At 45.5% G+C, this 12902-nt stretch carries 12 protein-coding genes; 4 read left to right on the top strand and 8 right to left on the bottom strand.

Translation table 11 applies throughout. The features are described from left to right. Positions 1-45: 45 nt before the first annotated feature. The 4 genes from dgcN to AB4329_RS00225 form a co-directional block, all read right to left on the bottom strand. Complete coding sequence (gene dgcN / locus AB4329_RS00240; protein ID WP_017061677.1) at positions 46-1053, bottom strand: N-acetyltransferase DgcN; 1008 nt, start codon at positions 1051-1053, stop codon at positions 46-48. A 91-nt stretch (positions 1054-1144) separates the two neighbouring features. Continuing rightward, positions 1145-2035, bottom strand: a complete 891-nt coding sequence (locus AB4329_RS00235) for a LysR family transcriptional regulator (protein ID WP_017066887.1) — start codon at positions 2033-2035, stop codon at positions 1145-1147. A gap of 95 nt (positions 2036-2130) precedes the next feature. Next, positions 2131-2967, bottom strand: coding sequence for an SGNH/GDSL hydrolase family protein (locus AB4329_RS00230; RefSeq protein WP_372112832.1), 837 nt, complete (start codon positions 2965-2967; stop codon positions 2131-2133). 87 nt (positions 2968-3054) lie between these two features. Continuing rightward, complete coding sequence (locus AB4329_RS00225; RefSeq protein ID WP_017061674.1) at positions 3055-3567, bottom strand: RNA methyltransferase; 513 nt, start codon at positions 3565-3567, stop codon at positions 3055-3057. 275 nt (positions 3568-3842) lie between these two features. Between AB4329_RS00225 and AB4329_RS00220 the strand changes: the two genes are divergently transcribed. Further along, positions 3843-5504, top strand: coding sequence for a methyl-accepting chemotaxis protein (locus AB4329_RS00220; protein WP_017064932.1), 1662 nt, complete (start codon positions 3843-3845; stop codon positions 5502-5504). Between the two features lie 114 nt (positions 5505-5618). On the opposite strand, the gene AB4329_RS00215 is transcribed toward AB4329_RS00220, so the two are convergent. Beyond that, positions 5619-6488 (bottom strand): LysR family transcriptional regulator, encoded by an 870-nt coding sequence (locus tag AB4329_RS00215; RefSeq protein WP_017064933.1) that lies wholly within the window; start codon positions 6486-6488, stop codon positions 5619-5621. Between the two features lie 209 nt (positions 6489-6697). Between AB4329_RS00215 and AB4329_RS00210 the strand changes: the two genes are divergently transcribed. Further along, entirely contained in the window at positions 6698-7045 is a 348-nt protein-coding gene (locus tag AB4329_RS00210; RefSeq protein WP_372137553.1) for a DUF3316 domain-containing protein, read from the top strand. Positions 7046-7219: 174 nt separating this feature from the next. Here AB4329_RS00210 and AB4329_RS00205 read toward each other — a convergent pair whose 3' ends face one another. Then, on the bottom strand, positions 7220-8857 hold the full coding sequence (locus AB4329_RS00205) for a methyl-accepting chemotaxis protein (RefSeq protein ID WP_372137552.1): 1638 nt from the start codon (positions 8855-8857) through the stop codon (positions 7220-7222). Positions 8858-9116: 259 nt separating this feature from the next. On the opposite strand from AB4329_RS00205, the gene AB4329_RS00200 reads away from it, so the two are divergent. Beyond that, a complete protein-coding gene (locus tag AB4329_RS00200; protein WP_017061669.1) occupies positions 9117-9542 on the top strand; it encodes a DUF3010 family protein in 426 nt (141 codons plus the stop codon). Positions 9543-9646: 104 nt separating this feature from the next. Here the strand turns inward: AB4329_RS00200 and AB4329_RS00195 are convergent, their stop codons facing one another. Continuing rightward, entirely contained in the window at positions 9647-10546 is a 900-nt protein-coding gene (locus AB4329_RS00195; protein WP_137002445.1) for a DMT family transporter, read from the bottom strand. A 124-nt stretch (positions 10547-10670) separates the two neighbouring features. Between AB4329_RS00195 and AB4329_RS00190 the strand changes: the two genes are divergently transcribed. After that, entirely contained in the window at positions 10671-12098 is a 1428-nt protein-coding gene (locus tag AB4329_RS00190) for a PLP-dependent aminotransferase family protein (protein ID WP_137002444.1), read from the top strand. A gap of 114 nt (positions 12099-12212) precedes the next feature. Here the strand turns inward: AB4329_RS00190 and AB4329_RS00185 are convergent, their stop codons facing one another. Beyond that, a complete protein-coding gene (locus tag AB4329_RS00185; protein ID WP_017061666.1) occupies positions 12213-12761 on the bottom strand; it encodes a carboxymuconolactone decarboxylase family protein in 549 nt (182 codons plus the stop codon). Positions 12762-12902: the final 141 nt, after the last annotated feature.

Below are 12902 nucleotides of genomic sequence, written 5' to 3'. Positions count from 1 at the left end.
TTGATGTTCACTTTAACAAATGGAAACGTAGAAATGATGAAGTCGTTAAAGTGAATGTCGCAAATGATCAGTAATGTGTTGTACACCAAAGCGCACTGGGTCCGTCACTGGCACTTGATAGAGTGTGGTCCATTCTTGGCACAATGTCTCAGCCTCTTCAATGCTAATCGCCGACGTGTTCAAGCAGATACCCACCAGCTTCGCGTCTGGATTAGTCAGTCGCGCCGCTTGCAAGTTGGCTTCAATCGTCTGTTCTATGCTTGGTAATTTAGCATGAGGAAGGTTACGAATATGTGGTCGCCCAACTTCATGACACAGCACTAAGGCATCAGCTTGTGCGCCATGTAAAAGACCCAAACTCACGCCTGCAAACGAAGGGTTGAACAAAGAGCCTTGCCCTTCAATGATGTCCCAATCGTGGTCGGTAAAATCAGGGCTAATCGCTTCAACTGCGCCAGAAATAAAATCCGCAACCACCGCATCAATCGAAATACCGCTGCCTTCAATCAAAATACCTGTCTGCCCTGTCGCTTTAAACTGAGCGGATGTTCCCGCTTGTTTAAGCGACTTTTCAATCGCTAATGCCGAGAACATTTTGCCTACTGAGCAATCAGTTCCGACAGTAAGCAGGCGCTTACCTTGACGAAGCTTACCGTTACCAACATTAAGAACACCGTCAAAATGGCGCACATCATGAAGCTTAGTCAATCCTTGTTGCTGCATGTCAGCAAGCGGTGAAAATTCACTCAATCGTTGGTGCATGCCAGATGCAATCTCATATCCCATTTCTGCAGCGGCCATAATGGTTGACTGCCAAGAATCAGGAATAACACCACCCGGATTTGCGGTACCAATCACTAGCGTCTTCGCGCCCTGCGCTTGCGCCTCTTGCAGGGTCATATCCGTTAAGCCCAGTGAAACGGTATCACCCGTTAAACGCAGTTGACCTAGGCAGATTTCTGGTCGCCATTGATGAATACCGCGAGCTGTTTTTGCAGCGAGTGGGTCAGTAACATCCCCAAGAAAAAGAAGGTAAGGTTGAGCGATCGACATGAGTATTCCTAATTAATAAGCCCTTGTATGGGTTTACTTTAATTAAGAACTTCGAAGCTGCCGAATGCCTATTTATGGCGAGCCTATAACCTTAAGTTATAGGGTGAGTATGGATTTTCAATGAAGCGATAAATTGCTTAACGGAAATCGACTGAGGGGTGTGCTCTGCGCAAAGCATCGATACCGAAAATTGGATGTCTGGTTGAAGCGGCAACACACAGACCGCATCGTCATTTTGATATTGCTCTGCCGTCCACGGATCAACAATCGCAAACCCCGCTTGGTGCTTGACCAGTTCCGCAGCGGCGCTATACCCACGTACAGATATCGGGTGGTGATAATGCTGCTCACGTGCAATAAGGCGTTGATGTAACAGGAGGCCTAATGGATCGCGGCTATCGAGCCCGATGATTGGCAGCGGATAATTGATCAGATCATCTAACGTTAATTCCGCGGGGAAATGATCAACCGTATTGGAAGGAACCAAAACCTTTAGTGATTCGGTTAATAGCGTTTCACTTAATATCGCAGGCGGTGCTTCATCGCCAAACGCGATAGCAATATCAAGCTCATGCTTTAATAACCCAGCACACAGCTCATCACGGTTTGCAGTCAGCAACTCAAAAGAGAGCTCTTGTTCCCGAGACATTTGGGCTATTACCTGAGTTAGTAATTTAGTCGCCAGTATCGGCGGCGCACCAATGCGTAAATGCTGATGGCCTTGCTTCACTTTGTTGGTCAGAGATCGAAATTGCCCCAATTGCTGATACACCTTTTCCGCTTCTGGCAGTAAGGTTTTTGCCTCAACCGTTGGCACCAACCGCCCTTTAACTCGTTCGAATAAGCCAAACCCAAGTTGTTGCTCCGTGTGCGCCAAAATACGGGTCACGTTTGGTTGCGACACATGCAAGCTGCGCGCGGCTCCAGATACGGTTCCGGTCTGCATAATGGCGTAAAAGACTTCCAATTGTCTTAGGTTCACATTGATGTCCTTATGGTTCGCGAAACAAATCTAGGGTTTGGCTTTTCTTGTATTAGCTAAGCTGTTTATCGGTCTAGCTAGCGTTTTGCGTGAGTCTATTTTAGTAGCTCAGCTATCGTAGGTTGAAGTATCTCAGCCCAAGTTTGATAAGCCTTCGCATTCAAATGCAGATCATCACACGAGTACTTGTTCGACAACAGCTTATTAGGCGACAATACTGAATTCACATCTAAGAACGCAATGCCTTGCTGTGTACAGTACTCGCTTAGCTTGCTATTGAGCAGTTCAACCGACGGATTTAAACCTTGCAGTTTAGAGCCAACATAAAGCGTTGATTGCACCAATATGCGAATCTCATTTTCTTGCCACACCTTAAGCATATCAATGTAGTTCTGGTAGATATGGTCGACATCATAACCCTGAGCTAAATCGTTTATCCCTGCCATAAAACACACCAGCTTTGGCTTCACATTCAACGTGGTATCAATACGGCGCAACATGCCAGTTGTGGTGTCACCCGCTAAGCCACGGTTGACCATCGAGATATCACGGAAAATATCCGCCCACGGTGCCCACTCGGTGATCGAGTCACCAAACATAACTAAGTCTGCACTTGGAGAAAAATGGCGGTGATTATCTGATGTCATGATGTAACGACTCATACTGTGGCCTCGTTGCTGAATCTCAGACTGAAGAGCGACTGCCTTGAGGATCTCGCTATCTGGCGTGGCGCTATCAAATTGAGCTAGCAATCCTTCGATATGAGGCTTAAAAGGGCTAAGACGAGTACTCAGTTGATGATGTTCTTTAAGGGAAGATAACCTCTCTAGTAATGCATACAAAGAGCAGTTTTGACCAACTTCTTGGAATAACTGATAGAGATCGAGGACAGAGTGTTGCTGTAGCGCGGCAAGTAATTGCTTGTCTTCCATGGTGTTATCTAACCCTTCAATTATCTGATGATGAGCTCAAGATAATATCCGATTGCGTACGGGATAGATAACACTAGAAGCAGAGAATTACTTTTCTTTGATCAGCAGGTGATTACGGTTATCGCGGCTTTTCTTAATCAGCTCGTTGCTCTCATCCATTTCATCTGACTTAGCAAGGCGATCATAAAGCAGCACGTTAACTGTTGCAGCCAAGTTCATGCAGCCAACCGTTGGTACGTACACAACATGATCGGCTCTGTCGGCGACATCTTGAGAAATAGAGCCGTCTTCAGGGCCAAAGATATAAATGGCATTTTCTGGGTGTTTAAAACGCGGTAGTGGTGTTGCACCTTCTGCGAGTTCTACGCAAACGATCTTCGTTTCTGGATCAAGATTGTCTAAAAACGACTCAACACCAGTCAACGGGATAGTACGCGCAGCACTCTTAGTATCGGTGTGGAATTTTGCGGCTTTTTCGTAGCGTTGCCCTGTGTATTTAACTTCGTCGACTTGGTAACAACCAGCCGCACGCATAACAGCACCAACGTTTGTCGGGCTCTTTGGGTTAGTTAAACCAATAGTCACATGGCTTTTGTTCATGAATCTTTCTCACTTAACGAATAGACATAGCAGGGTGCTACAAAGCGTCGCATTCTAACAAAGCAGCGTCGAATTCAAAAGCATCGATACAAACTCACTTTTTCTCGCTTAAGCCTCTAGTTGCAAGGCTTCTCACCCCAAAAACCTAACCGTCATCATATTTATAAAACAAAAACACTCTAGGATAACAATTAAACAACAAGCCCATTTACATTTTGAAACCACATTAATAATGTGTTGAAAATTGCATGAGACAATCACACAGGAAGCGTGACATGACCCTAACCATCAAAAACCGCCTTTATATTCTCTCTTTTATTCCACTGCTACTGATGGCAATTGGGATGATGAGCGTGACGTATATGAAGAGCACCGAGCTAACCGCACAACAAGTAGAATCGACGCGTAGCAATATGATGGCGATGAAAGAAAAGGAACTTAAAGCGTATCTGCAAATGGCTCAATCTTCTATTAGCCCGTTCTTGGAAAGAGGTGCAACATTAGAAGAAGCCTTACCGACATTAAGAACTCTCGAATATGGCGAGTCTGGCTACATCTTTGGCTACGACTCTAAAGGCGTTCGAGTAGTTGTTGGGCAAAATAACGATGGCATTGGTAAAAACTACTACGACCTGCAAGACAAAAAAGGCAACTACCTGATTCGTGACTTGATCAAGAACTCAAAGCTTGGTGAGTTCACCACCTACTACTTTCCAAAACTTGGTCAATCAGAAGCTCTACCGAAACTGAGCTACTCGATATTCGTTCCCCAGTGGGACTTGATGCTAGGCACAGGTTTCTATACTGACGACATCGATGCTGTAATCGCAGAGATGAAAGAGAGCTCGAATGTCGCGTTACAAAGCTCATTGACGGCGATCGCTATATTCTGTGGTTTGATTGCCCTAGTAGTTGCTGCGTTTGCCGTTGCCGTCAACCGCACAATCATGCGACCACTCGAGCAGTTTGATCGTTCAATCAGCGCATTCGCGAGTGGCGAAGCCGATTTAACCGCTCGAATGGAAACATTTAAAGCGCCTGAGTTCACTAAGCTCAGCGAGAACTTCAACGCCTTCGTGGCAAGCCTTCAAACCATCATTCGCAGCGTAAGCGATGTCGGTCAGCAAGTCGTAGCCGAGACATCTAGCATGTCTTCTCGCGCTGCGCAGGTCGACGAGATTGCTACTGGGCAACGTGAAGAGACTGAACAAGTTGCAACGGCGATGACTGAAATGACCACAACGGCGCAAGAGATCTCGAGCAACGCTAGCCAAGCGGCGGATTCCGCTAAACTTGCAGAGGGCAATGCCAAAGAAGCGCAACAGATAGTAAACGCCGCTGCAGATTCGGTGGCAGGCCTAGCGAGCGAAGTATCAGAAGCCAACACTGTCGTGTCTCGTTTAGAAGGTGATGTGCAGAATATCTCCTCTTCGTTGGCGGTCATCCAAGACATTGCCGAGCAAACTAACCTACTCGCGTTGAATGCCGCGATTGAAGCTGCACGTGCAGGCGAACAAGGTCGTGGGTTTGCTGTGGTTGCCGATGAGGTTCGTAAACTGGCAAGCCGTACTCAAGAAAGCACTGGCGACATTCACAAGATGATTGAGCAACTTAAAGCTGCCTCAGATGCTGCTGTGAAAGCGATGGATTCAAGTCAAAACCGAAGTGCGCAAACCGTGGAAGAAGCGAATGCCGCAGCCAAAGCACTGGCGAAGATCCAAGCGTCGATTGATACCATCATGGACATGAACTCGCTTATTGCGACAGCCACTGAACAGCAAAATATTGTAGGACAAGAAATATCTCAACGCATCGTGGTGATTTCTGACCAAAGCTCACAATCGGCAGAACTCGCGAATCAAAACCGTACAGGTAGCCAAAACCTCAACAGTCGTGCAAATGAGCTGTATCACTTGGTGGATCGCTTCACCGTCTAATACATTTTCGGTCTAGTAAGCCGTAATCAAACGATAATTAATCCTAAAACACGTCGGGCTTCAGAATCTCTATTCTGAAGCCCGTTTTTATCGGTGGAGGTTTTAAGCCATACACTAATCCAATTGCTCAGAAAGGAAGTCCACCAGCAGGCGAACCTTTGAAGATAAGTTGCGGTTCTGAGGATAAAGCGCCCAGATCCCTTCTTTGTCATCTCGATAATCGGACAGCACCTCAACCAACTCACCAGAATCAAGGTCTTCACTCACATAGTATTCAGGCAACTGCACCAAGCCAATGCTCTGCTTAGCTGCGTCTAACAAGGCTAAACCACTGTTGCACTTAATGCGTCCGTTAACACGAACTGAGCGAGGGCGTCTATTTTCTTTGAAACGCCAATGTTCAAATCCACCGACTAAACATTGGTGATTATTTAATTCTGATAATGTATGCGGCTCGCCATAACGTTCAATATATTCAGGGCTTGCACATACATAAAGTTGGCGTTGAGACAGCCTCTTTGCCACAAGGCTTGAGTCTTCCAAGCGGCCAAGACGAATCGCAACATCAACACCCGAATCGATAAGATCGAGCTTTTGATTGGTCAGCATCAGCTCAAGCTCTACTTGCGGGTGAAGCTTTAAGAATTGATGCAGTATTGGGGCGAGTTGGCGCTCACCATAAGTCACAGGCGCGGTGACTTTCAGTAAGCCTTTGGGTGTGGATTGCATCTGCGTGACCGCAAGCTCAGCAATTTCTAAACCTTCGACCAACAACTTACATTGTTGGTAATAGAGTTGCCCAGCCTCTGTAAGAGACACCTTTCGAGTCGTTCGATTGAGCAGTTTCACTGCGAGTCGTTCTTCGAGGTTTGCTACTCTACGACTGATTTGAGCCACCGACGTAGCGAGCTTCTGCGCCGCACCAGTAAAGCTTTCACGCTCTGCCACTGCAACAAACTCACTTACCCCTTCCCAATTGGCCATGCCTTTACCTTATGCTGAACTTTGGTTACCCATACAGTGTATTGAAGTTAGATATCAGTGTCACCTTGCTTGATATGCGCTGTGCATTAATCTTCGGCACCTATAGTCATTCCCTTACAGAACCATATTTTTGTCCTAACATTAACCTCATCCCCTATTGCTAGGGTGAGAATCTCTAAAACACTGGTACAACAAAGTAAGGTATCCCTTTGAAGAAGTTAATCATACTTGCATCAACTCTTGTACTCAGCACCACTGCGTTTGCAGCAACTAAAACAACAATTCAAGAAACAACGCTAGAATCTGACACATATGCTAGTGAAGTCGAAGCATACGATGCAGGCACCAACCTTATGGATGAGTTACGCGCAAAAACACCTTTTGAGCTTTCAAGAGAACTGCCACAGTTCCAACAGACAACCAAATACGATTCGTTCAAGATTGATGATGCAAATATGGAAGTGAAAAAGATCACTAACATGAACGGCGACATCCACTACCAAGCGAACGTAAAAGTGGACTACCGTTACACATACAAAGACGGTCTTAGCAGCTAACACTGAGTGATTGATCAGGTCTAAAAACTGATCACCTAGTCAAAAGACTGATCACCTAGTCAAAAAGAAAGCCCGCACTCATAGAGTGCGGGCTTTTTGTCGTTCACCGCTGATTAATGGGACTCAATACGAGCAACCATTATCAGCTCATATTCGTCTGTCTAATTTTGAAAATTACACTTCAAACTGAGACACAAGGCTATCTAGCGCTTCACACTGTTCAGCCAATGCCATACATGCATTTTCTGCGCTGCTTGCCATCTCAACCATTTGCATGGTGCTTTCAGCGATGCGTTGAACATTCTTATTCACTTCTTCAGACACTTGAGACTGTTGCGAAGCCGCCGTAGCAATTTGTGTGTTCATGTCATTCATCTTGCCAATTGAGTTACGAATCTCACTCAGTGAAGATGCTGCAGTTCCTGCTTGAACAATGGTTTTCTCGCCACTCACTTTGCTTTCAGTCATCACACCAACCGCGTGTTTAGCACCCACTTCTAAGCGTTCAATCATTGATTGGATTTCGCCAGTGCTGTCTTGAGTTTTACTCGCAAGCGCTCGAACTTCATCAGCCACAACCGCAAAGCCACGACCTTGTTTACCCGCTCGTGCCGCTTCAATTGCCGCATTCAAAGCAAGTAGGTTGGTTTGCTCTGCAATGCCTTTGATAACTCCCAAAATAGAGGCAATGTTCTTCACGTCTGTGTCCAGCTCTTGAACAACACCGCCCGCGTTCTCGATATCTTGCGCAAGGCGTTCAATCGAAGTCACGGTCAAGCCAAGCGTGGTGTCTGCCGATTCCACTTCATGATTGGCAACATTACTGGCGGTTGCCGCATCTAATGCATTACCACTCACCACTTCACTGGTTGCTTGCATCTCATGAACCGCCGCCGCGACTACTTCACTTTCACGCTGTTGGTTCGATGAAAATTCAGCAACACTTTGCGTTAACGATTTAATGTTTTCCATCTCAGCGCGTACCGCATTCGATGTAAAAATAACTTGTTCGACGGTGACATGGATCTTGCCAACAAACTGGTTGAAAGCAGAACTTAAACGAGCGATCTCATCATTACCTTCGACCTTCATACGTTGAGACAAGTTACCGTCACCCGATGCGATCTCATTCATCGCTTTCTCTACGTTCTGGATTGGCTGAACGATAAAGCGATTGGATAACCACATAGCGAAAAGTGCAGCGAAAACAGCAACGGCCATACCCACTTCAATGATCAACTTACTCGATTCAATAGAGTCATCGGCTTGCTGGCGAAGCTCTTTCTGTTTCAATTCGATCAGAGTTCGGATATCGCGCAGTTGAGTACGAATGATCGCAAACTCTGCGTCAAGCGCTGGCGAGTAATCAATATTGTATTGGTCTGCGTTTGCTGGATCAGCGAACATTGGCTCGTGCAGTGCCACCCACTTGCTCATCGCGTTAACAAGCTTTGCTAACTCGCCACGTGAAGATGGGTCCAACACGCCCGCTTGATACAAGGTTTCGACACTTTGAAAACGAGGAACCGCTTTGTAAGCATTGTCTTTAAATTCAAACTTTTGGTACTCAATCGCCGCTTGGTCTTTCGAGAGTAATAGACCTTGAGCAGAAGCGATAACTTGATAAATGTCACGATACCCATCTTCCAAATTGTCTAACACGGGCTGAACCACATTATTGAGCTCATTATTAATCGCAGCTTGAGCATTTGATCTGATAACGTTGAGCACAGTAACGGTAGAAAAAACAATCACAATCACCAACAGCGGGATCGCGATTTTACTCTTAATCGAAAGATTATTGATATTCATTGGGATTAATAACCACACTTCAAATAGGGATGCGCGCGCAATATACAGCACACATATAAAATCCCGCTAAGCTTTTGTGAGCTTCATCTCATAGAAAACGATACCGTAAATTCGTGTGATGTTTTTTCAATCAAAGGTTAACTTTCGGCGACTAAAATACTCTCTGATTTAGACTTATTTGCTGCTGATACGCGCAAATACTGGAGAAGTGTTAGAAATAACACCATAATGTAGGGCTCTAAAATAAGTAGGTAAGAACATGAAAATTTGTGGTGTTGAAATCAAAGGTAACGATGCAGTCATCTGTCTTCTTTCTCTGTCAGACGGCGTATTTAACATTCCTGATTGCCGAGTTTCTAAGGTTGCGATTAGCGACGCAAACGACACACAGAATATGAAAGACTTTCAATTCTCTTTTGCAAAGTTAATGGAAGATTACCAAGTAGAAAAAGTTGTAATTCGCCAACGTCAGACTAAAGGCAAATTTGCTGGCGGTGGTTTCGGCTTCAAACTTGAAGCAGCAATTCAGCTAATCGACGGCCTAGATGTAACCGTTGTGTCTCCAGCTGAAATCAAAGAAAGCCTTAAGCGCAACCCTCTTATGATGAAGTTCAAAGAGACCGGCCTTAAGCAATACCAAGAAGCACCGTTTACAACGGCTTACGCTTGTTTGATGAAACGCTAATCAAAAGTCGCTAGCCAATATTTTATATAGAACGAGCCTGAATATTCAGGCTCTTTTTTGTTTCTAGTCATCGATTTTTAGTAGGATGAGTTTTGGTATACAAACTACCGCTCTAACACTGTTCGACTGCGAGCCTTAATCCATTCTGGCTTCCTCACCACCAAATAAACTGCAGCTGCCGACAACGCAAAGCCCATTGCACCATAGATATCGAATGATTCACCGAAAATAAGCCACGCTTGGATTGCTGTCGTCGGTGGCACCAAGTAAAAGACCGAAGCCACACTTGAAGATGCACCGTGCTCTACCATGTAAAGCAGCAAGAGGATGGCAACGCAAGACAGAACGACCACCAGCCAAATTAGAGTCAACGTGAATTCTATCGTCCAGTTTACTTGCATAGTTTCGTAACGCATTGCGAACGGCAGAAACAACGCGGCAGAAGCCAAATATTGCACCATCGCACCGCCGACCATATCTGTCCCCTGACAGAAGCGCTTCTGATACAAAGTGCCGCAGGTAATACCCACCAAAGAAACCAAACACAATAACGTTGCCAAACCCTTTTGGTCGTCAGACTGCCATTCAATATTGCCCATCAACACCAAGCTAATACCCGTAAAACCGAGCGCTAATCCCAACCACTGTGCAAAATTAAAACGCTGTGAAGTACAGCTGATCATAATCAATGCGGTAAGAATCGGTTGTAAGCCAACCAGTAAAGAACTCAACCCGGCAGGCATACCCATATCAATCGCCAGATAGGTGCCACCAAGATAAAAACCATGAATCAAGATGCCGACCACACAAGCATGGAAGAATGCGCGACCACGAGGGATACGACGCTTAAGGATTGCAATCAAGACTAAGAACAACGCCACGTTGGCTACCATCCTCAATGAAAGTAATGTTGCGGGTTCGGCATATTCAACACCAAGACGTGCGCCGACAAAACCTGACGACCACAATATTACAAACACAAACGGAATCATTTTAATCAGCATTACAAACCTCTGGTCAACTCTTCATCAATGCTGTTACCTTAGTTGGGTACAGATAACTAATAAAGATACAGATATAACACTTTGAATGGTTACAGATTGAGAGTGAGCAACGAGGGAGAAAAACGTGGAAGCAGGCCTCAGCGGCAATAAATACCTTGCTACCGAACAACATATTAAGGCTCAGATCGATAAGGGACTCTTTCATCCAGACGATCGTCTTCCCTCAATCCGTCAACTAAGCGAACAGCTTGGCGTGAGCAAGAACACCGTGATTCGCGCCTACCAAGAACTGGAAGCGACAGGCTGGGTATATTCAGTACCTAAATCTGGCTATCGCGTGAAAGCACCGAACACCACCAGCTGGGATGCATCAAGCCAACCTCAAAAAGTCGATCTGTTGTCTGTCACCAAATCGGTACTCTCTCGTCCAAAAGGTCGCCTGAAACTGTTGGCAGGCTCCGCGCACCCGAACATCAACAATCCTGCGATTCGTAGCTTGTATGCCGAGATTGGCCGTCACAGTCGATTACAAACTCAGCTTCCCGGTTATTACCAATTACCCCCCGGCGACGAGCAATTAGTAAAGCAATTGTTAAAGATCACTCATGATCTTGGTGTGCCTGCGGGATCTAAAGAGATTGCGATTACTCATGGTGCTCAACAGGCTATCAGTTTGGCTTTACGTGCGCTCACCAAGCCCGGTGACATCGTGGCGGTCGAGTCACCGTGTTACTTCGGCAATCTACTTTTACTTGAATCGCTTGGCTTACAAGCCCTTGAAATACCAAGCAGCGTTAGCCACGGTATTGACATTCCTTCGCTACAAAGTGCACTGGATAAATGGGAAGTGAAAACCTTACTGCTAACACCAAACTTTACCAACCCAACCGGCTCAAGAATGCCATTGGCGAATCGAAAAGCATTACTGGAGATCACCGGATGTTTGCCAATTATCGAAGACGATGTGTTCGGTAGCTTGGCATTCGATACACCAATCGCTAGCCTCAAAGAGCTTGATGACCAAGATAGAGTCATCTACGTCAATTCATTGTCTAAAACCTTAGACTCACGCTTGCGAATCGGCTGGTTACTATCGGGTCGCTACCAACCTTTAGTCGAAAAGTACCTTTTATGCGACAACATGGGCAGCTCAAACCTGATGCAATCCGCGGTGGGGCAATTCCTCACTACCGGTAAATATCGCAGCCACTTATCCAAAATGAAACGGCTCTACCAAACCAACCAAAAGCAATTCCAAAGCCTGTTAATACAAGCACTAGATAGCCACCCACACCTTGTCGGGCAATACCACCTATCAAAACCGGAAGGCTCTTTTTTAAACTGGATAACACTGCCTGAATCGGTCGATAGCTACGCGGTCTATCAAGACTGTTTAAAGCATAAGTTGGGGATTTTACCCGGAACAGTATTTGGCACCAACGACCAATATAAACACTGCTTGCGCTTTACTGTTGCCAACATTGAAGAGAGCAAAGAGTGGAAAGAAGGGGTTGTGACACTAGCGAAGATAATCGCTAAGCACGTGCGTTAGGTTACCTTTCTAATTACCATTTAGACCAAAACAACAAAGCCCCATTCAACTGAGTGGGGCTTTCATCATTATCATATCTTGAGTTGCTTAAATACGATGGTTAGTTAAATACGATTACCCTTGCCAAGCGAACTGTTCAAAAACTTTGTCGACTGGCGTTTTAGCAACGTGGTTTACGTAATTACTGATCACTTTCTGAGACAGGCCAAGAATCACTTCTAGCACTTGTTGCTGACCGTAGCCCGCTTCGAAAAATGCTGCCATTTCACTTTCAGGCACATTGCCGCGGTTACGTACCATGCTCAGCGTAAAATCATGCAGGGCTTGCAGCTTTTCAGTGGGTAAAGCTGTGCGATTACGCAGTGCTTCGGTGATTGCAGGATCAACCTTCATTGAATGTGCAATGCCAGTGTGTGCAGGAACGCAGTAGTGGCATTCGTGTTCAACGTTGATGGTTTGCCAAACAACCGTTAGCTCTTCAGCATCGAAAGATGAGTCACTAAACGCCTGATGAAGCTGAGTGTAAGCCTTAAGTGTGTTTGGAGATTCAGCCAACACACCAAACAAGCCCGGCACTCTGCCCATCTGCTTTTTAGCGCCCTCAAGAATAGGTTGGCTTTGCTCTGGCGCGGATTCTACTGAGTGAATTTTGAAGTTGCTCATTGCTCTATCCCTATCAATTTTCGGTTCTAAAGTTATTCAATCACGGAGCAATTAATGAATGTTCTCCGTTGGTGTAAAAACAATATAGATCAAACAAGAACGATCGTTCAAGTGTTATTTTGAACAGTTGTTCAATTTATA

Origin of the sequence: Vibrio sp. 10N.261.54.A5 (assembly GCF_041471145.1) — a bacterium.
Lineage (GTDB): Bacteria > Pseudomonadota > Gammaproteobacteria > Enterobacterales > Vibrionaceae > Vibrio > Vibrio crassostreae_C.
Note: the sequence above shows the minus strand (reverse complement) of the source record. Positions and strands in the feature narration are given on the sequence as shown.